The organism is Clostridium sp. Marseille-P2415, from assembly GCF_900155545.1.
Taxonomy (GTDB): Bacteria; Bacillota; Clostridia; order Lachnospirales; family Lachnospiraceae; genus Lacrimispora.
In genome coordinates, this window is record NZ_LT732526.1 from 2,812,086 (window position 1) to 2,830,229 (window position 18,144).

Consider the following 18,144-nt stretch of genomic DNA (forward strand, 5'->3'; position numbering starts at 1 on the left):
AGTCAGCAACCACCAGTTCAACTGGTGGTTTGATATTAGCCCTAATAAGGGCTTTCTTACTGCTCGCCCAATAGGGCGGTGTCGCAAGCATCCTTACTGGTCCGCTAAAAAGCGGTACTTCTCATATCTTCCTTGCGCGACTCTTCTGCTTGCTCTTTAATGTATTTCTGTACTGCTTCATCGGTTATATTACCAATGGTTTCTACATAATATCCTCGCGACCAAAACGCTTTATTCCACTTACTCTGCAATTCTGGATGTCTATCATAAATCATCAGCGTACTTTTTCCTTTCAAATAGCCCATGAAACTTGATATACTAAGCTTCGGCGGAATTGCTAAGCTTAAATGTACATGATCTACGCATACTGCTCCTGCTATTATTTCTACATTTTTATACTTGCATAGCGTACCAAGTATTTCTCGTACATCTTCTTTTATTTGTCCGTATAGTTGCTTTTTCCGATACTTTGGAATAAATACTATGTGGTACTGGCATTTCCATCTACTGTGTGATAAACTTTTATTGTCCATTGGGACTGCCTCCTATTTTTGAGTTTGGCTTGCGACACCATTCTCATTTTATCATAGGAGGCTTTTTCGTTATATCCTCACCGTTTCCACTTACACTATTCTCCCCAGCATAGCTGGGGGTTTAGTATTTTCAATTATATCTTTCGCTTTTGACCTATCATAAAAAAGCACTGGGATTCCTTGTAAATACGCGGCATCCCGGTGCTTTTGATTTTCGTAAAATAATAGCATTTTTCTTGTCATACAGCATTTTTCTTTTAATGTAGCGTTTTTCTTTTAATGCAGCGTTTTTCTTTTAATGTAGCGTTTTTCTTTTAATGTAGCGTTTTTCTTTTAATGCAGCGTTTTTCTTTTAATGCAACGTTTGGGGGAATTATGCAGCATGTAATTATACGTTCATTATAAATAAAAGGAAACCAATTTATTTTAAACCGGACCCGGAATACCGGAAGCCCGCCAATTATTACACTCGTTTCACTTACACGCTTCTATTACTCAACGCTATCCTCATTGTTTGAGTCTCCGCTCCAATTACCCTCCTGACGCCAAATACGCCTGCCATCACCCCAGTCATGCCAATGATCATGTCTGCGGCCATCATCCCAGTCGCGCCAATGGCCATCACCCCAGTCGTGCCAACGGCCATCACCCCAGTCGTGCCAGCGGCCATCATCTCGACCGCGCCGGCAATCCCAGCAATTTCGTCTGCTATTCCGCCTATAGTAACTCATATATCATACTTCCTTTCCATTTAATTCACACTATATAATATATGACGTTTAGACAAGATGTGAAAATGTGGGTATAAACCAGTTCCCCTCATTCCCCAGGCAGGGCGGCCAAAACAGAATGATCTGGTCAGATTTTATCTGTACCGGCTTTCATTATTACTTAAGTTAAACAATACTGCAAGGAGCAACTGGAATATTGTATAAGCACCGGCAGTTCATGGGAAGGCAGAAATTATGAACAAATGCGAAAAAGGCACCCCTTTACAGGATGCCTTAATTTTTGAAAACCCTCATAAAATGAAGATTTTCCGTACGTGCGTGAGAAGATTCGAACTCCCGACACCTTGGTCCGTAGCTGATTAAGTGGGTAAATAGCGATATCTATCACATAGGTAAATTAATGATATCTTGGTAACTTTTTCAATAGTGGTGTTTTTTGTATCTCAATTTTGATTCCGGATCCTGGCAGCTGTGGGAATTGTAAGATACAACTTTTTCTTGACATTTGATTTAGAATGAAATATGATAATAGTAGCCAAAGAAGTTTAGAAGTTGTTTAGGTTACACAAAAGCGAAACCCCGGAGAGGTCCATTCTCCGGGGTTTCTTTTAGGCTAGCTGTTTTTGTTTTTCCGATCTAACCATTTGCATATGTAGTGGCCTGCTACTCTTGCCATAATCGGAATAATAAAGTTTAGAAGCTGCTCCAAGGTTACACCTCCTTCCTGCTGTCACAGAATGGAGTTCAAAAACAGCACTTTCATTATATTTCCTTTTTTACGTTTCGTCTACAATTTTTGAAAAAGAGAGGGGCTCCGCATTTTGGAGTCCCTCTCTTCTGTATCTCAATTTGTTTCTCTGGTTGCCCGGAGCTGCGCTGATCCGGAATTACATTGAGATACAATATTCAGCATCTTCTATTTTTTTAACCAGTCCTTGAATTTGATGATATTTCCTGTTCAGGCATTTCTTGTTCTAGCTCTATGTCCAGTAGCTTATTTATTGATTCCTGGATTCCAGGGTTTGCATTTTTATAAGCTTCAATAATTTTATTTTCTTCATCTGAAAGTTCATTTATATTTTTACCTGTTATAAGGTAGCATAAAGAAACTTATATTATTTCTGATATTTTGATAAGAGTATCCAATTTTAGTTGGCTGGTCCCTTTCAAATACCTGGCCATAGAATCTTCTGAAATTCCTAATCTTTCTGAAATTTCTTTTTGCGTTAATCCGCTATTTTTTATACAATCTTTAATTCTGCGGATTTTATCCATATTTTCCCTCATTAATCCTAATTTTTGCGTATTTTATATTGATATAATCATCAAAAAAATCATAAGGTACAAGGCAGCAAAACCAAGAACAGCCCCGGGAAAATTTCCTGGGGCTGTGTCCATTACGTGCGTGAGAAGATTCGAACTCCCGACACCTTGGTCCGTAGCTGATTAAGTGGGTAAATAGCGATATCTATCACATAGGTAAATTAATGATATCTTGGTAACTTTTTCAATAGTGGTGTTTTTTGTATCTCAATTTTGATTCCGGATCCTGGCAGCTGTGGGAATTGTAAGATACAACTTTTTCTTGACATTTGATTTAGAATGAAATATGATAATAGTAGCCAAAGAAGTTTAGAAGTTGTTTAGGTTACACAAAAGCGAAACCCCGGAGAGGTCCATTCTCCGGGGTTTCTTTTAGGCTAGCTGTTTTTGTTTTTCCGATCTAACCATTTGCATATGTAGTGGCCTGCTACTCTTGCCATAATCGGAATAATAAAGTTTAGAAGCTGCTCCAAGGTTACACCTCCTTCCTGCTGTCACAGAATGGAGTTCAAAAACAGCACTTTCATTATATTTCCTTTTTTACGTTTCGTCTACAATTTTTGAAAAAGAGAGGGGCTCCGCATTTTGGAGTCCCTCTCTTCTGTATCTCAATTTGTTTCTCTGGTTGCCCGGAGCTGCGCTGATCCGGAATTACATTGAGATACAATATTCAGCATCTTCTATTTTTTTAACCAGTCCTTGAATTTGATGATATTTCCTGTTCAGGCATTTCTTGTTCTAGCTCTATGTCCAGTAGCTTATTTATTGATTCCTGGATTCCAGGGTTTGCATTTTTATAAGCTTCAATAATTTTATTTTCTTCATCTGAAAGTTCATTTATATTTTTACCTGTTATAAGGTAGCATAAAGAAACTTATATTATTTCTGATATTTTGATAAGAGTATCCAATTTTAGTTGGCTGGTCCCTTTCAAATACCTGGCCATAGAATCTTCTGAAATTCCTAATCTTTCTGAAATTTCTTTTTGCGTTAATCCGCTATTTTTTATACAATCTTTAATTCTGCGGATTTTATCCATATTTTCCCTCATTAATCCTAATTTTTGCGTATTTTATATTGATATAATCATCAAAAAAATCATAAGGTACAAGGCAGCAAAACCAAGAACAGCCCCGGGAAAATTTCCTGGGGCTGTGTCCATTACGTGCGTGAGAAGATTCGAACTCCCGACACCTTGGTCCGTAGCTGATTAAGTGGGTAAATAGCGATATCTATCACATAGGTAAATTAATGATATCTTGGTAACTTTTTCAATAGTGGTGTTTTTTGTATCTCAATTTTGATTCCGGATCCTGGCAGCTGTGGGAATTGTAAGATACAACTTTTTCTTGACATTTGATTTAGAATGAAATATGATAATAGTAGCCAAAGAAGTTTAGAAGTTGTTTAGGTTACACAAAAGCGAAACCCCGGAGAGGTCCATTCTCCGGGGTTTCTTTTAGGCTAGCTGTTTTTGTTTTTCCGATCTAACCATTTGCATATGTAGTGGCCTGCTACTCTTGCCATAATCGGAATAATAAAGTTTAGAAGCTGCTCCAAGGTTACACCTCCTTCCTGCTGTCACAGAATGGAGTTCAAAAACAGCACTTTCATTATATTTCCTTTTTTACGTTTCGTCTACAATTTTTGAAAAAGAGAGGGGCTCCGCATTTTGGAGTCCCTCTCTTCTGTATCTCAATTTGTTTCTCTGGTTGCCCGGAGCTGCGCTGATCCGGAATTACATTGAGATACAATATTCAGCATCTTCTATTTTTTTAACCAGTCCTTGAATTTGATGATATTTCCTGTTCAGGCATTTCTTGTTCTAGCTCTATGTCCAGTAGCTTATTTATTGATTCCTGGATTCCAGGGTTTGCATTTTTATAAGCTTCAATAATTTTATTTTCTTCATCTGAAAGTTCATTTATATTTTTACCTGTTATAAGGTAGCATAAAGAAACTTATATTATTTCTGATATTTTGATAAGAGTATCCAATTTTAGTTGGCTGGTCCCTTTCAAATACCTGGCCATAGAATCTTCTGAAATTCCTAATCTTTCTGAAATTTCTTTTTGCGTTAATCCGCTATTTTTTATACAATCTTTAATTCTGCGGATTTTATCCATATTTTCCCTCATTAATCCTAATTTTTGCGTATTTTATATTGATATAATCATCAAAAAAATCATAAGGTACAAGGCAGCAAAACCAAGAACAGCCCCGGGAAAATTTCCTGGGGCTGTGTCCATTACGTGCGTGAGAAGATTCGAACTCCCGACACCTTGGTCCGTAGCCAAGTGCTCTATCCAGCTGAGCTACACACACATATTCAATTATTTGCCTTATTCGGCAAATGCCGGCGACCGGAATCGAACCGGTACGGGAGGTAAGTCCCGCAGGATTTTAAGTCCTGTGCGTCTGCCAGTTCCGCCACGCCGGCATTCTCATGATTTGTGCGAGCAACGAGCCAAGCGAACATGCTTGCATGTTCAGTTGGCGACTGCCGCGACAACGAGCGAAATCCGCAAAGCGTATTTCGTCTCGTTACTCATGAAAATGGGACCTATAGGGCTCGAACCTATGACCCTCTGCTTGTAAGGCAGATGCTCTCCCAGCTGAGCTAAGATCCCATAAACAATATAGTAAGCATTATACAACTTACCTGCTGGTTTTGTAAAGCCTGTACTTTTTAATACAGAACGACCCGGATGGGATTCGAACCCACGACCTCCGCCGTGACAGGGCGGCGCTCTAACCAGCTGAGCCACCAGGCCAGATTATCAAATATTTAGTTCAGTGTTAGTGGACCTTCGGGGACTCGAACCCAGGACCGACCGGTTATGAGCCGGTTGCTCTAACCAACTGAGCTAAAGGTCCTAAATATTATAATCTGAAAACATATGAAATTTTCAAAAGCCGATGATCGGACTCGAACCGATAACCTGCTGATTACAAATCAGCTGCTCTGCCAATTGAGCCACATCGGCAATAAATGACCCCAACGAGATTCGAACTCGTGTTACCGCCGTGAAAGGGCGATGTCTTAACCGCTTGACCATGGGGCCAAAACTCCCCGAGTAGGACTTGAACCTACGACCCAACGGTTAACAGCCGTTTGCTCTACCGACTGAGCTATCGAGGATTATTGAGGCATATACCCTCAAAACCACACATTGTTACATATCTTTCATCCGTTCTTTCCTCTTACCTAAACCAACTTGGTTAAGCCCTCGACCTATTAGTGACAGTCAGCTCCACATGTTGCCATGCTTCCACCTCTGCCCTATCTACCTCGTCGTCTTCAAGGGGTCTTACTCTTGCGATGGGATATCTCATCTTGAGGGGGGCTTCACGCTTAGATGCCTTCAGCGTTTATCCCTTCCCGACTTGGCTACTCTGCCATGGCTTTGATCGCCAACAGATACACCAGAGGTCAGTCCATCCCGGTCCTCTCGTACTAAGGACAGCTCCTCTCAAATATCCTACGCCCACGCCGGATAGGGACCGAACTGTCTCACGACGTTCTGAACCCAGCTCGCGTACCGCTTTAATGGGCGAACAGCCCAACCCTTGGGACCTACTACAGCCCCAGGATGCGATGAGCCGACATCGAGGTGCCAAACCACTCCGTCGATGTGAACTCTTGGGAGTGATAAGCCTGTTATCCCCAGGGTAGCTTTTATCCGTTGAGCGATGGCAATCCCACTTTATACCACCGGATCACTAAGTCCTAGTTTCCTACCTGCTCCACCCGTCGGTGTCGCAGTCAAGCTCCCTTATGCCTTTGCACTCTTCGAATGGTTTCCGTCCATTCTGAGGGAACCTTTGAGCGCCTCCGATACCCTTTCGGAGGCGACCGCCCCAGTCAAACTCCCCGCCTGACATTGTCCCCCAGCCAGGTCATGGCTGCAGGTTAGAAATCCAATACCGCAAGGGTGGTATCCCAACATCGGCTCCACAAAGACTGGCGTCCTTGCTTCATAGCCTCCCACCTATCCTGTACATGCAGTACCGAATCCCAGTATCAAGCTGGAGTAAAGCTCCATGGGGTCTTTCCGTCCTGGCGCAGGTAACCAGCATCTTCACTGGTATTTCAATTTCACCGGGTGCATTGTCGAGACAGCGCTCAAATCATTACGCCTTTCGTGCGGGTCGGAACTTACCCGACAAGGAATTTCGCTACCTTAGGACCGTTATAGTTACGGCCGCCGTTTACTGGGGCTTAAATTCAGAGCTTCGCCTTACGGCTAACCCCTCCTCGTAACCTTCCAGCACCGGGCAGGCGTCAGCCCATATACCTCACCTTTCGGTTTTGCATAGACCTGTGTTTTTGCTAAACAGTTGCTTGAGCCTATTCTCTGCGGCCTGGTTTCCCAGGCACCCTTTATCCCGAAGTTACAGGGTCATTTTGCCGAGTTCCTTAACAATGCTTCTCCCGCCGGCCTTAGGATTCTCTCCTCATCCACCTGTGTCGGTTTACGGTACGGGCACATATCACACAATAGCGGCTTTTCTTGACAGCCCCTACAGAGACTTCCCTACTTTTGTTCGGTACGCATCACACCTTCCTGTTGCTAAGCGGATTTTCCAGCTTAACCAGTCCAATGCTTGCCCCGGTCTTTTCATTCCCGGGTTCTCCCTCGGTTCTGTGTCCCCACAGTTCTGATGATATGCGGTACAGGAATTTCAACCTGTTGTCCATCGGCTACGTCTTTCGACCTCGCCTTAGGCCCCGACTTACCCAGAGCAGATCAGCTTTACTCTGGAAACCTTAGATATTCGGCCTGGAGGATTCCCACCTCCATCTCGCTACTCATTCCGGCATTCTCTCTTCTTAACACTCCACATCTCCTTACGGTAATGCTTCTGTGCGTTAAGAATGCTCCTCTACCAATCATTTCTGATTCCACAGCTTCGGTGTCGTGTTTCAGCCCCGGACATTTTCGGCGCAGGACCTCTCGACTAGTGAGCTATTACGCACTCTTTGAATGTGTGGCTGCTTCTAAGCCAACATCCTAGTTGTCTCTGAAATCCCACATCCTTTTCCACTTAACACGCACTTTGGGACCTTAGCTGGTGGTCTGGGCTCTTTCCCTTTTGACTGCCCAACTTATCTCGTGCAGTCTGACTCCCGTACATCATCTGGCCGGCATTCGGAGTTTGATATTCTTTGGTAAGCTTTGACGCCCCCTAGGAAATTCAGTGCTCTACCTCCGGCAGACTAATACGAGGCTAGCCCTAAAGCTATTTCGAGGAGAACCAGCTATCTCCGGGTTCGATTGGAATTTCTCCCCTACCCACACCTCATCGCCACCCTTTTCAACGGATGTGCGTTCGGTCCTCCACCGCCTTTTACGGCAGCTTCAACCTGGACATGGGTAGATCACCCGGTTTCGGGTCTACCTTTACTGACTCANCCCCAGGTGGAATACTTATTGCGTTTGCGGCGGCACCGAAGAGCTTTGCTCCCCAACACCTAGTATTCATCGTTTACGGCGTGGACTACCAGGGTATCTAATCCTGTTTGCTCCCCACGCTTTCGAGCCTCAACGTCAGTTACAGTCCAGTAAGCCGCCTTCGCCACTGGTGTTCCTCCTAATATCTACGCATTTCACCGCTACACTAGGAATTCCACTTACCTCTCCTGCACTCCAGCTCCACAGTTTCCAAAGCAGTCCCGGGGTTGAGCCCCGGGCTTTCACTCCAGACTTGCAGCGCCGTCTACGCTCCCTTTACACCCAGTAAATCCGGATAACGCTTGCCCCCTACGTATTACCGCGGCTGCTGGCACGTAGTTAGCCGGGGCTTCTTAGTCAGGTACCGTCATTTTCTTCCCTGCTGATAGACCTTTACATACCGAAATACTTCTTCAGTCACGCGGCGTCGCTGGATCAGGGTTTCCCCCATTGTCCAATATTCCCCACTGCTGCCTCCCGTAGGAGTTTGGGCCGTGTCTCAGTCCCAATGTGGCCGGTCACCCTCTCAGGTCGGCTACTGATCGTCGGCTTGGTGGGCCGTTACCTCACCAACTACCTAATCAGACGCGGGTCCATCTCATACCACCGGAGTTTTTCGCACCGTGCCATGCAGCACTGTGCGCTTATGCGGTATTAGCAGTCGTTTCCAACTGTTATCCCCCTGTATGAGGCAGGTTACCCACGCGTTACTCACCCGTCCGCCGCTCAGTCAGTTTGGATTCCACCCGAAGGCTTCCTCCAAACTGCTTCGCTCGACTTGCATGTGTTAAGCACGCCGCCAGCGTTCATCCTGAGCCAGGATCGAACTCTCATATTATAATGTTGTTCAATCCGGGGTCAAAATCAACTAACTAGCTAATTTATTTCCCGTTTTACTTGTTGTTTGGTTCGTATACAATTGCTTGTATTCGTTCTGAATTTTCTCATTCAAAGCCATCAAACATGGCTTATTTTTTAGAATTTTCAGGGTTTTACATACTGTTCAATCTTCTGTTTTCAAGGTACTTAAACATCTTTCCAAAATCTTCATCTCATCCAGATGTCAGCGCAGAAGGAGGGATTTGAACCCTCGCGCCGCTACTAACGGCCTACTCCCTTTCCAGGGGAGCCCCTTCAGCCACTTGGGTACTTCTGCAGTTAGCTGATTTTTTTATGTTATTCAGCGGCTGAAACCTGCCAACGGAGAGGGTGGGATTCGAACCCACGCGCCCTTGCGGACAAACGGTTTTCAAGACCGCCTCGTTATGACCACTTCGATACCTCTCCAAATGCGCTTTTACATTTTAATAGAAGTCCATACTTTTGTCAAGTACCTTTTTCTATTTTTCCAAATCTCTTGGAGAATCATACTGCTTATTTTGTCGCACTCATCAGCGGCAACTTGGATAGTTTATCATTGTTTATTTATTCTGTCAACATCTTTTTACATTTTTTTCAAATATTATTTTTTGCGACTACAGATACTCCAATAGCCTCTGTTTCGCAGCCTCGGCTGTCTTAAATTCTTCTTCCGTTCCTATTATATAATAGACCGCATCCTCCCATACTTTTACTGGATAATCATTCGCTGCTATTCCAGCAACAACGAAGCGGCAGCGCCCCTTGAAAATACAGCCTCGTAAATCTGACAGGTACATGCAGCCTGACTCCGCCGCAATCCGGTCCAGAAGCCCGTCCTTGGCGTTTTTGTCCTTCTCTATCCTGTTTTCTCCAGTTTTCATCTACCGTACCTTCTTCCCTTCTTTTCATCTGATGCAGCAGCTGATAATATCTAATAACCACGTAATCCACATTGCGGATTTCCTGGCTTGGTCATACATTAAATACTTTATATAACTAATAATATTGTAATGAATGCAACATGTCAAGTGATGGATTGCATTATTTACTACACATATTTCATTTAATGCAATACTATGGAATCAGGAGGAGTTACCCATGTATATAGATTTCAATTTTTCAAAACGCCTCTCAGAGCTTAGAACTCAGAAAGGCGTATCTGCACGTGATATGAGTCTGTCTCTTGGACAGAATCCCACATATATCCATAAAATAGAAAATGGACTAGCTCTTCCGTCCATGATGGGTTTTTTCTATATATGCGAGTATCTGGATATTGAGCCAGCCGAATTTTTCTCCCACGACATAAATAGCCCGGCAAAAGTAAAAGAGCTTATGAATGATGCACAGCACTTGAATCGTGAACAGCTTGACCATCTTCATCTAATCGTAAAGGATCTTTTAAAATCAGGAGGGAAAAAATAAAAAGGAAGCTGCAGCCACAGCATTCCTTTTATTTTTTCAAATGGTTTCTCTTAATCAGCACCCCGGCGATTTCCATATCCTCCGGTGTTGTAACCTTTATATTGGCATAATCGCCGCGAATCAATTTCACCTTTTCCTGAGTCATGGTTTCCACTACCATAGCATCATCCGTTACCCCTTCCTGATACTGTTCCAATGACATAAGCTTTTCATATGCCCAAAGCACCAGTTCATATTCAAAGGCCTGGGGAGTTTGAATCAGCCAGAGTCTGTCCCGATCCGGAGTTAAAGCTGCAAATTCCTTTTCATCAGAAATCTTTATGGTATCCTTTACAGGCATCCCAACCGCACAGGCCCTGTATTTTCTGGCTCCGTCAGAAGCTGCGTCAATAATCTCTCTGGTCACGCACGGTCTGGCTCCGTCATGAATCAGGACATAATCACAGTCTTCCACTGCTTTAAGCCCTTCATATACGGAATGGTACCGTTCTTTTCCGCCCTGCCTTACTGAGGCCACCTTAGTAAAACCGTATTTTTCCACGATTTCCTTCTGACAATATCCGGTTTCTCCGGGGCCTGTCACCAGTATGATTTTATCAACGGAACTATTTTCAAAGGCATTGAGAGCATAATACAGCAAAGGCTTTCCCAAAAGCTCCAGGTATTGTTTATGCACCTGGCTTCCCATGCGTGTCCCTTTTCCCGCTGCCAATATGACTGCCGCTGTTCTTTCCCCATTTTCCATCTGACCGTTTCCTCTTTCCTGCCCACGCTTTCTGGGCATTAAGGGATACCCGAAGGGTGTTTCCTCTTTCCTGCCCATGCTTTTTGGGCATTAAGGGATACCCGAAGGGTGTTTCCTCTTTCCCGCCCACGCTTTTTGGGCATTAAGGGATACCCGAAGGGTGTTTCCTCTTTCCTGCCCATGCTTTTTGGGCATTAAGGGATACCCGAAGGGTGTTTCCTCTTTCCCGCCCATGCTTTCTGGGCATTAAGGGATACCCGAAGGTATTACCTCTCACCCAGCTTTAAATTTGGAACCGCATTTAAATCCCATCCGGCTCTCGCTCCATTGATATACTCATAATAGGCTGCCACGCCGATCATGGCTGCATTATCGGTGCAGTAAATCGGCGATGGGTAATAAAAAGCAATTTCGGCTTTTTCACAGGCAAGGCGCATCCCTTCCCGCAATGCGGAGTTGGAGGCTACACCGCCGGCTATGGCAACTTTTTTAAACCCATATTCTTTTGCCGCCTCCACCGTATGGCTCACCAACACATCCACAACCGCATTCTGGAAGGAAGCCGCCAAGTCGGCAACATTTATTTCCTCTCCCATCATGCTGGTACGGTTGATGTGATTTAATACTGCCGATTTCAAACCGCTGAAGCTGAAATCGTAAATGCTCCCGTCTACCTTTGCACGGGGGAACTTAATCGCATGGGGATTTCCTTCCTTTGCCGCTTTATCAATCTTCGGTCCGCCGGGATATCCCAGTCCCACCGCTCTGGCCACCTTGTCAAAGGCCTCTCCTGCCGCATCATCTCTGGTGCGTCCCAGAATTTCAAATTCTCCATAATCCTTTACAATGACCAGATGGGTATGACCGCCGGACACGATCAGACACATAAACGGCGGTTCCAGATCCGGATGCTCAATAAAGTTGGCAGATACATGCCCTTCAATATGATGGACGTTAACCAGCGGCTTTTTGGCAGCATAAGCAACTGCCTTTGCTTCTGCAACGCCTACAAGAAGGGCTCCCACCAGACCCGGACCATAAGTTACTCCGATGGCGTCCATTTCCTCCAGGTTCATCCCGGCTTCCGAAAGGGCTGCCTCTATGACCTGGTTAATCTTTTCTATATGCTTTCTGGATGCAATTTCCGGTACCACGCCTCCATATAATGTATGCAGGGCGATCTGGGAGGAAATCACATTCGAAAGAACCTCTCTTCCGTTCTTTACTACGGCTGCTGCCGTCTCATCACAGGAACTTTCAATTGCCAGTATATAGACATCTTCCTCTGTATGATTCTTCTTCATTGCCATTCCCTCATTCCTCATCAAATTCCAGTTCCAGCGTCCAGGCATCCTTTGCCGCTCTGGCCCGCGGAAATATCTCCCGGACTTTATCCATATATTCCTCCGGTCTGGTAAGAGAGGGACTGTAATGGGTCAGCCACATCTGCTTCGGCTGGGCTTCCTTTGCCAGCCTGGCGGCTTCATAGAAGGTCATATGCTTGTACTCTCTGGCTTTCGTTTCCTTTCCTTCTTCCCCGTACATGCCTTCACAGATAAAAAGATCCGCCTCCTTTGCATATTCCGCAATCACAGGAACCGGTCTCGTATCCGTACAATAGGTAACCTTAAGCCCCCTTCTTTCCGGGCCCAGAACCATATCCGGTGTCAGGATCCTTCCTCCGTCCTCAATTGCTTCCCCTTTTTGCAGACGGCTCCAGAATTTCTGGGGTATCCCGGCGGCATTTGCCCGTTCTACATCAAAACGGCCTGTCCTTGGAATGGAAATGGAATAGCCATAGCAAACAACACCGTGGTTCACCCGGTAAGCATCAATTACATAAGGCTTGATTTTTATCTGCTCCCGGTTCTGGTCAAGCTCGATGAATTTGAGTTCAAAAGGCAGCTCTGGTGCAATGGTCCGCAGTGCTCCCACCACAAACTCCAGGCCTTTTGGCCCAATAAGGGTCAGAGGCTCTGTCCTTTCCGCATTTCCCATAGTCAGGAGAAGTCCCGGAAGACCACTGACATGGTCAGCGTGGTAATGGGTAAAACAAATGATGTCAATGGGTTTCGGGCTCCAGCCCTTTTCCTTTAAGGCAATCTGGGTTCCTTCGCCGCAGTCAATCAGAAGATTGCTTCCGTCGCATCTGGTCATCATGGCTGTCAGCCACCGGTATGGCAGAGGCATCATTCCTCCGGTTCCCAGTAAACATATATCCAACATAAAATTTCCTCGCTTTGGCTTCTATCAATAAACAGCGGCCATAAAACCGCCTCATAAAATCATATCACAAAGCAGAGGCAATTAGCAACTATAAATATTCCAACTGTTCCTCTACCTCCACAGGAATCTTGAATTCCCGGACCATGGCATCGTAACAGTCCTCGCACAAATCAAAATGATGGATCTCCCCATCCTTCTCGGAAAAGAAGTCCCAGGTATGATTGATTCCTATTACCCCCTCCCTGGCAACGCCCTCTGACACGATAATTTTTTTGCCACAACAGTTGCACACAACCGTTTCAAGCTGACCACCGTTTTTGTACTTTCTCATCTTACTCTCACCTTTCCATTTTTCTGCCCATGCTTTTTGGGCATAGAGGTATACCCGTAGGGTATTTCCTTTTTCGCATTTACCAGTCACACCCTGTTTCCTTTCTGCATAATCCGAAGATAGAAAAAAGGGCATCCTCACTGGATACCCCTACATTATAAACGGTGTTCTCCCCTATTTTTAGTGGTAAATGTTTCATATCCGGCGGTTCCACATAATGACAGCATTTTCACATGGATTCTGGTAATAATTTTTCCGGATGCTCTCCTCCGAAAAACCATAGGATTTATAAAGGTTTCTGGCTTTTTTATTGCCTTCCCGCACCTCTAAGGACATGGATCCGGCTCCTTTTTTTCTGGAATATTCCACCACCTGGTCCATAAGTTTCTTCGAAAGGCCCCTCCCCCTGTATCCAGGCAGAACAGCGATCCGAAGCAGCTCTCCCTCGCCGGCAATGACCCGGAAGACGCAGTATCCAAAAACGTCCCCCTCTTCTTCCAGCACCAGCCAGGTATCAAGGATGCTTTCCCCCCCTTCTTTGACGGATTCAAAAGACCATGGGTCTGAAAAACAGATCCGTTCTATTTCAGAGACTTTTAATGCATCTTCCGGTCTCATTTCATGAACCATGACGTTCTCCTTTTAAAGCTTCCTCTTCCCTTTCCCGCTCTGCCTGGGGCTTTCTTAAATAATCCGGAGCATGCTCCGCCGCGCTTATCGTCCTGCCGTCCTCATAATACCGGCAGCCTAAGGCTGCAACAGCCGCCGCCCGCTGCCTGTTCAAATGGGCCGGAGCAAATTCAAATGGCACTGCTATCTTCTCTTCTATCCGGCTTTTGTAAACTGGAACTCCATCTCCTAAAAAAATCACCTTCTGCCCGGCCGTATTAAGTTCTTCAATCAGATCTCCAATGTCCATGGCACACGGTTCCTTCACCGTAAAAAAACCGTTCCGGTTGTCGTAAATCCCGGTATACACCTGATTTCTTCTGGCATCCATGATCGGACAGACCGTAAACGCGCAGCCAAACAGGTTATAAGCCATGGCATCCACGGTCGATACGGAAATCAGCGGTTTTTTCAGTGCCAGCCCAAGGCCTTTTCCTGTGGCCGAACCGATGCGCAGCCCGGTAAAGGAACCCGGCCCGCCGGAAATTGCAATGGCATCTATGGTTTCCAAATCCAGCCCTACCATTTTCACAATTTCATCCAGCATGGGAAGAAGAGTCTGGGAATGGGTCTTCTTAAAATTCACCGTATATTCTGCTGTAACCACTCCGTCTGCCACCACAGCCACTGAGGCCACCAGGGACGAGCTCTCAATTCCAAGTATCCTCATCTACATTCCCTCCACGGTTATTTTCCTGTAATCAAACCCTTTTTCCAGATCCTTTTCTATGGTCACGGTTATTACATGATCCGGAAGGATCTCTCCGATCAAATCAGACCACTCAATGAGGCTCACACCATCTCCATAAAAGCAGTCCTCATAACCGATTTCCTCCATTTCACTGACATCACTGATCCGGTACACATCAAAATGGTAAAAAGGCAGGCGCCCATTGTCATACTGTTTTACAATGGTAAACGTGGGGCTGTTCACCGGACCTTCAATTCCGAGACCGGCAGCAAAGCCCTGGGTGAATACCGTTTTCCCCACTCCCAAGTCTCCATTTAAACAGTATACAGCGGAAGGCTTTGCCTTTTCTCCCAGTTTCCTGCCCAGTTCAAAAGTTTCTTCCGGTTTCCAGCTTTCTATTACCATAATCTATATCCTCTTTCGCCTGTTGGGAGGCAGTTTCTCTTTTATTAATGCGCTGAGGGCCGGCTTATTTTCTCCTGTTACGGAATCCGGCAGCAAATAGGCATGAACCCGGTCCGTATATACGATCATCATATCCCGGATCCGGTCCACCCGCCCGATGTTATCCCAGCCAAGTTCAATGCTTTCCTTTCCCTGGGAAACCAGAATTCCCTCCTGGCTGAAGGAAAGGGACATGGCATTCTGAATCATTGGCTTCTTTGCCTGTCTGGCTGCCTTTAAATAAAGAATGCCCGGCTGCCAGACTGTAAACATCAATGCACAGATGATGAGCAGCACCCGGTATGGAATGGAATTGGAGCTCCATGTGGTAATCAGAAGAAAAATTGCGGCCACACTAAAAATAACGTTGAAGATTCCCTGCATTCCCCGGTAAGAATGATACATGGAAAATTTCCAGAGATCTCTGGCCGTCAGCCTTACCTCTATCACAAGCGGATTATTCTGTTCCACGTTTTCCTCCTTTCTGTGCGGTTTGCACACAGCGTTCCCTTTTATAGTTTCATGGTCAGGGCGATCCTCTTCTTTGGAACGTCCACGCTTAAAACCTTGACTTCAACGATGTCTCCCACGCTGACCGCCTCCAATGGGTGCTTGATAAATTTATCGGACATCTGGGATATATGGACAAGGCCATCCTGATGGACGCCGATATCCACAAACGCACCGAAATCAATTACATTTCTTACGGTTCCCTTTAAAACCATGCCCGGCTGCAGATCCTTCATCTCCATAACATCGGTACGCAGAATCGGCTTTGGCATCTCGTCACGGGGATCACGTGCCGGCTTTTCCAGTTCTTTTACAATATCACGCAGCGTAATCTCCCCGATTTCCAGTTCTTTTGCCAGAGACTTATAGTCGGGAATCTTTTTGCTGATTCCATTTAAGCCACCGTGAGCCAGCCCGGCAGGCTCATAGCCCATCTTAACCAACAGCTTCTTTGCTGCTTCGTAGGATTCCGGATGAACGCTGGTTCCATCCAACGGATTCTTGCCTCCCTGGATCCTCATAAAGCCGGCGCACTGTTCGTATGCCTTGGGCCCCAGCTTCGGAACTTTAAGGAGCTGGCTTCTGCTATTAAAGGCCCCATTTTCTTCGCGGTAAACAACGATATTCTTTGCAATGGCCTTTGAGATGCCGGATATATATTCCAGAAGAGATGCGGAAGCCGTATTTAAATCCACACCCACCTTATTCACACAGTCCTCTACAACACCCTGAAGAGCCTCACTTAAATGCTTTTGATTCATATCATGCTGGTACTGGCCTACGCCGATGGATTTGGGATCAATCTTAACCAGCTCTGCCAGAGGATCCTGCAGTCTTCTCGCTATGGAAGCGGCGCTCCGCTGGCCTACGTCAAAGTTGGGGAACTCCTCCGTTGCAAGCTTGCTGGCCGAATAAACCGAAGCCCCGGCTTCGTTTACAATGATATACTGAACCGGTTCCGGTATTTCTTTTAACAGTTCTACGATCACAGCCTCTGATTCCCTGGAAGCCGTTCCATTTCCCACTGAAATCAGGGAAACATGGTATTTTTTTATTAACTTTTTTAAAACCGTCTTGGCTTCCTCTACTTTATTCTGGGGAGCTGTGGGATAAATCACGATGGTATCCAGGACTTTTCCTGTCTCATCCACAACGGCAAGCTTGCAGCCGGTCCGGAAAGCAGGATCCCAGCCTAAAACCACACGGCCTACGATTGGAGGCTGCATCAGGAGCTGTTCTAAATTCTTGCCAAACACCTTAATGGCGCCGTCCTCTGCTTTTTCCGTTAAGTCGCTTCTCACTTCCCGCTCAATGGCCGGGGAAATAAGACGGTCGTAGCTGTCGGCGATTACTTCTCTTAAAACCGGGGCGGTGTATGGGTTGTCCTTTAAAATCACCTGTTTTTCCAGGAAACGGAGAATCTGCTCCACCGGAGCGAGCACCTTTACGGTCAGTAATTTTTCCTTTTCACCGCGGTTTATGGCAAGGACTCTGTGACCGGCGGTCTTTTTGATGGTTTCCTCATAATTGTAGTACATTTCATATACGGACTCAGCCTCTTCATCCTTTGCCGATGACTGGAGGCTGCCCTGATTCATGGTCGCATTCCGGATATAAGTGCGGTATTCCGCATTGTCAGAAATCCGTTCCGCAAGAATATCCTTCGCTCCGTCAATGGCTTCCTCTGCGGAAGAAACTCCTTTTTCTTCGGAAACGTATTCAGCCGCCGCCTCTTCTAAAGCCGTCTTAATCATCTGAAGCATGATCAGATCCGCAAAAGGCTCTAACCCCTTCTCCTTTGCAATGGTAGCCCTGGTCCTTCTCTTTGGCTTATAAGGACGGTATAAATCTTCCACTGACACCAGAGTCCGGGCTTCCATAATCTTCTTTTCCAGTTCGGGCGTCAGCTTTTCCTGCTCCCGGATGGAAGAAAGGACCTGCTCCTTTCGTTCTTCCAGGTTACGCAGATAACGAAGACGCTCATCCAGATTACGAAGCACCTCATCATTTAAAGAACCGGTAACCTCTTTCCGGTATCTGGCAATAAACGGAATCGTATTGCCTTCATCAATGAGCTTAACCGTTTCCTCTACCTGACTACGGGTAATGGAAAGTTCTTCTTGTAATGCCTTTATTATATCCATGCTATTCCCCTTATTTTTCATAGTTCATTCAATTTATCTATTATAATTCATCAGT

16 protein-coding genes, 10 tRNA genes and 1 other annotated feature are annotated in these 18,144 nt (G+C 45.5%); of the genes, 1 reads left to right on the forward strand and 25 read right to left on the reverse strand.

What is annotated here, in order from left to right; genetic code table 11:
* Positions 1 to 104: 104 nt before the first annotated feature.
* The 16 genes from tnpA to BQ9856_RS17840 all read right to left on the reverse strand — a co-directional run bounded on the left by tnpA (position 105) and on the right by BQ9856_RS17840 (position 9,785).
* Positions 105 to 533, reverse strand: coding sequence for an IS200/IS605 family transposase (tnpA, locus tag BQ9856_RS17760; RefSeq protein ID WP_077609580.1), 429 nt, complete (start codon positions 531 to 533; stop codon positions 105 to 107).
* Between the two features lie 1,841 nt (positions 534 to 2,374).
* Complete coding sequence (locus BQ9856_RS17770; RefSeq protein ID WP_159441904.1) at positions 2,375 to 2,539, reverse strand: helix-turn-helix domain-containing protein; 165 nt, start codon at positions 2,537 to 2,539, stop codon at positions 2,375 to 2,377.
* 922 nt (positions 2,540 to 3,461) lie between these two features.
* Positions 3,462 to 3,626 carry a helix-turn-helix domain-containing protein gene (locus BQ9856_RS17775; protein ID WP_159441904.1) on the reverse strand — a complete coding sequence of 55 codons (165 nt, stop codon included), beginning with the start codon at positions 3,624 to 3,626 and terminating at the stop codon, positions 3,462 to 3,464.
* A gap of 922 nt (positions 3,627 to 4,548) precedes the next feature.
* Positions 4,549 to 4,713 carry a helix-turn-helix domain-containing protein gene (locus BQ9856_RS17780; protein WP_159441904.1) on the reverse strand — a complete coding sequence of 55 codons (165 nt, stop codon included), beginning with the start codon at positions 4,711 to 4,713 and terminating at the stop codon, positions 4,549 to 4,551.
* A 125-nt stretch (positions 4,714 to 4,838) separates the two neighbouring features.
* Positions 4,839 to 4,912, reverse strand: a tRNA-Arg gene (locus BQ9856_RS17785).
* 29 nt (positions 4,913 to 4,941) lie between these two features.
* Positions 4,942 to 5,027: transfer RNA gene (locus tag BQ9856_RS17790), tRNA-Leu, on the reverse strand.
* Between the two features lie 117 nt (positions 5,028 to 5,144).
* Positions 5,145 to 5,217: transfer RNA gene (locus tag BQ9856_RS17795), tRNA-Val, on the reverse strand.
* A gap of 70 nt (positions 5,218 to 5,287) precedes the next feature.
* A tRNA-Asp gene (locus tag BQ9856_RS17800) sits at positions 5,288 to 5,361 on the reverse strand.
* Between the two features lie 29 nt (positions 5,362 to 5,390).
* Positions 5,391 to 5,464 (reverse strand) — tRNA-Ile (locus BQ9856_RS17805).
* A gap of 37 nt (positions 5,465 to 5,501) precedes the next feature.
* A tRNA-Thr gene (locus BQ9856_RS17810) sits at positions 5,502 to 5,574 on the reverse strand.
* A gap of 6 nt (positions 5,575 to 5,580) precedes the next feature.
* Positions 5,581 to 5,652: transfer RNA gene (locus tag BQ9856_RS17815), tRNA-Glu, on the reverse strand.
* A 4-nt stretch (positions 5,653 to 5,656) separates the two neighbouring features.
* Positions 5,657 to 5,729 (reverse strand) — tRNA-Asn (locus tag BQ9856_RS17820).
* 76 nt (positions 5,730 to 5,805) lie between these two features.
* Positions 5,806 to 8,881 (reverse strand) — a sequence feature (most likely nonfunctional fraction of RNA operon).
* Complete coding sequence (locus tag BQ9856_RS24925) at positions 7,146 to 7,289, reverse strand: hypothetical protein (RefSeq protein WP_200801322.1); 144 nt, start codon at positions 7,287 to 7,289, stop codon at positions 7,146 to 7,148. It overlaps the preceding feature by 144 nt.
* Before the next feature lie 229 nt (positions 8,882 to 9,110).
* A tRNA-Ser gene (locus tag BQ9856_RS17830) sits at positions 9,111 to 9,199 on the reverse strand.
* Between the two features lie 45 nt (positions 9,200 to 9,244).
* Positions 9,245 to 9,330 (reverse strand) — tRNA-Ser (locus BQ9856_RS17835).
* Between the two features lie 188 nt (positions 9,331 to 9,518).
* Positions 9,519 to 9,785, reverse strand: a complete 267-nt coding sequence (locus tag BQ9856_RS17840; RefSeq protein WP_077612228.1) for a hypothetical protein — start codon at positions 9,783 to 9,785, stop codon at positions 9,519 to 9,521.
* Positions 9,786 to 10,002: 217 nt separating this feature from the next.
* Here BQ9856_RS17840 and BQ9856_RS17845 point away from each other — a divergent pair, with 217 nt between their 5' ends.
* Positions 10,003 to 10,329: a helix-turn-helix domain-containing protein gene (locus BQ9856_RS17845; protein WP_077612229.1), complete on the forward strand. Its 327-nt coding sequence runs from the start codon at positions 10,003 to 10,005 to the stop codon at positions 10,327 to 10,329.
* A gap of 28 nt (positions 10,330 to 10,357) precedes the next feature.
* On the opposite strand, the gene ispD is transcribed toward BQ9856_RS17845, so the two are convergent.
* The 9 genes from ispD to BQ9856_RS17890 form a co-directional block, all read right to left on the reverse strand.
* Complete coding sequence (gene ispD / locus BQ9856_RS17850; RefSeq protein ID WP_077613435.1) at positions 10,358 to 11,074, reverse strand: 2-C-methyl-D-erythritol 4-phosphate cytidylyltransferase; 717 nt, start codon at positions 11,072 to 11,074, stop codon at positions 10,358 to 10,360.
* Positions 11,075 to 11,340: 266 nt separating this feature from the next.
* Complete coding sequence (gene tsaD / locus BQ9856_RS17855; protein WP_077613436.1) at positions 11,341 to 12,378, reverse strand: tRNA (adenosine(37)-N6)-threonylcarbamoyltransferase complex transferase subunit TsaD; 1,038 nt, start codon at positions 12,376 to 12,378, stop codon at positions 11,341 to 11,343.
* Between the two features lie 10 nt (positions 12,379 to 12,388).
* Entirely contained in the window at positions 12,389 to 13,300 is a 912-nt protein-coding gene (locus BQ9856_RS17860; RefSeq protein WP_077612230.1) for a ribonuclease Z, read from the reverse strand.
* A gap of 88 nt (positions 13,301 to 13,388) precedes the next feature.
* Positions 13,389 to 13,631, reverse strand: a complete 243-nt coding sequence (locus tag BQ9856_RS17865) for a hypothetical protein (RefSeq protein ID WP_077613437.1) — start codon at positions 13,629 to 13,631, stop codon at positions 13,389 to 13,391.
* A 195-nt stretch (positions 13,632 to 13,826) separates the two neighbouring features.
* Positions 13,827 to 14,261 (reverse strand): ribosomal protein S18-alanine N-acetyltransferase, encoded by a 435-nt coding sequence (gene rimI / locus BQ9856_RS17870; protein ID WP_077612231.1) that lies wholly within the window; start codon positions 14,259 to 14,261, stop codon positions 13,827 to 13,829.
* Entirely contained in the window at positions 14,251 to 14,970 is a 720-nt protein-coding gene (gene tsaB / locus BQ9856_RS17875; protein WP_077612232.1) for a tRNA (adenosine(37)-N6)-threonylcarbamoyltransferase complex dimerization subunit type 1 TsaB, read from the reverse strand. The genes rimI and tsaB overlap by 11 nt, the downstream gene beginning before the upstream one ends.
* Positions 14,971 to 15,396 carry a tRNA (adenosine(37)-N6)-threonylcarbamoyltransferase complex ATPase subunit type 1 TsaE gene (tsaE, locus tag BQ9856_RS17880; protein WP_077612233.1) on the reverse strand — a complete coding sequence of 142 codons (426 nt, stop codon included), beginning with the start codon at positions 15,394 to 15,396 and terminating at the stop codon, positions 14,971 to 14,973. It lies immediately after the preceding gene.
* A gap of 3 nt (positions 15,397 to 15,399) precedes the next feature.
* The gene (locus BQ9856_RS17885; RefSeq protein ID WP_077612234.1) at positions 15,400 to 15,906 is read right to left on the reverse strand and encodes a YcxB family protein; all 507 of its coding nucleotides are present in this window, start codon (positions 15,904 to 15,906) and stop codon (positions 15,400 to 15,402) included.
* Between the two features lie 41 nt (positions 15,907 to 15,947).
* Positions 15,948 to 18,089 (reverse strand): Tex family protein, encoded by a 2,142-nt coding sequence (locus BQ9856_RS17890; protein WP_077612235.1) that lies wholly within the window; start codon positions 18,087 to 18,089, stop codon positions 15,948 to 15,950.
* Between the last annotated feature and the right edge of the window lie 55 nt (positions 18,090 to 18,144).